1 protein-coding gene and 1 pseudogene are annotated in these 1454 nt (G+C 67.7%); one reads left to right on the top strand and one right to left on the bottom strand.

Going from position 1 to position 1454, the window contains the following annotated elements:
• Nucleotides 1–94: 94 nt before the first annotated feature.
• A pseudogene (locus ACWER9_RS31820) lies at nucleotides 95–166 on the bottom strand (DUF5679 domain-containing protein); the annotation flags it as partial.
• A gap of 513 nt (nucleotides 167–679) precedes the next feature.
• Between ACWER9_RS31820 and ACWER9_RS31815 the strand changes: the two are divergent.
• Nucleotides 680–1210, top strand: a complete 531-nt coding sequence (locus tag ACWER9_RS31815; RefSeq protein ID WP_452305320.1) for a M48 metallopeptidase family protein — start codon at nucleotides 680–682, stop codon at nucleotides 1208–1210.
• Nucleotides 1211–1454 lie beyond the last annotated feature (244 nt).

The raw sequence follows: 1454 nt of genomic DNA, 5'->3' as shown, positions 1-1454 counted from the left end.
CGGTCAGACCACTGCGGACCCGACGAAGCGTGCCGGCATCTACGCCGACCTGCAACAAAAGGTCGTCGCCGAGCAGGCCCTGCTGCTGCCGCTGTCCCTCGAAGTCCCGCTTCTCCTTGCACTTCACGCAGTAACCGTTGTAGGTCGTCTGGGCCTGGTCGGCCACGGTGCCCTCCTCGTCTCGTCCGCCGGTCAATGCCGTCCCGGCGGGGTGCCCGGCGGCGGGCCACACGGGGCGCCGGCGCTGGGTCTCACTCCGCGGCCACCTTCGTGACCGCTGGTCCGCGGACCCTACCCAGGTCTGGGCAGTTCCATGTCAGCTGTGCATCGACACTGTGAGCAAGTCGACGTCGAGAGTGTGCATGGCGAAATAGGTCGGATAAGTCAGTTTGGCGGGGACACGCCGACCAAACCCTGACAGCCACCCGTGCGAGTGCCCCCGCAGCGGCATCCGGGACGGTGATCACCTACGGTGGGGAGGTGCCGTGCGCCAGCGCCATCGGCGTTCACGAAGGGTGACGAGGTGGCGCGATGGCGCTGTGGTCAAGAAATTTTCGGGACGCCTGGCGACCAATCACCATTTTCTGGGCGCGTGTCGTGCGGTTGACTCTTGCGGACCCCTGGTCAGTGGGCATTAGCTTTCCTTCGTGACACGTAGTCGAGGCTGCGCGGCCCAGTGATGGCGGGGGCGCGCAAGCCTGTCGTCGAGGTGCGGCGCAGCCAGCGTCGACGACGCACGGTGTCCGCGTACCGTGACGGTGAGCGAGTTGTCGTCCTCATCCCCGACCAGTTCTCCCGCGCCGAGGAGAGCGAATGGGTCGACCGGATGCTCGCCCGACTCGCCGCCCGAGAGGGGCGCCTCGCCCGCTCCGACACCGAACTGCTGGCCCGCGCCAACCGGCTCATCGAGCTCTACCTCCCCGGGTACGCCACGAAGGCGGTGCCGGCCAGTGTCCGATGGGTCACCAACCAGAACGGCCGGTGGGGCTCCTGCACGCCGGCAGACCGCAGCATCCGAATCTCGCACCGCGTCCAGGAGATGCCCGAATGGGTGATCGACTACGTGTTGCTCCACGAGTTGGCGCACCTCATCGTGCCCAGCCACAACGCCAGGTTCTGGGCGCTCGTCGGCCGCTACCCCAAGGCAGAACGCGCCCGTGGCTACCTCGAAGGGGTCGCCGCCGCCTCCTGCGCACCCCTCCCCACCTGATCCGTACCCTTCCGCACCCCGTCAGCGTCGGGTCGGGCGCTGGCTGAGGTGCGCTCGGCCCAGGTCCGCGTGTTCCAGGGTGCCGGGCGTTCCCTGCGGTGCGATCGCCTAGATCCACTCGCGTTCCTGAACAACGCGCCAACAACGACCCTTGGGCTCAAGTGGTTGTTGCAACGGGGTGGATTCTCGTGAGGATGAGGGGTCATGCCGGGGCAGAGGTTGTCGTCCGCGGAGCGGGCGCAGA

It is taken from the genome of Micromonospora sp. NPDC003944, assembly GCF_053605225.1.
Note: the sequence above shows the minus strand (reverse complement) of the source record. Positions and strands in the feature narration are given on the sequence as shown.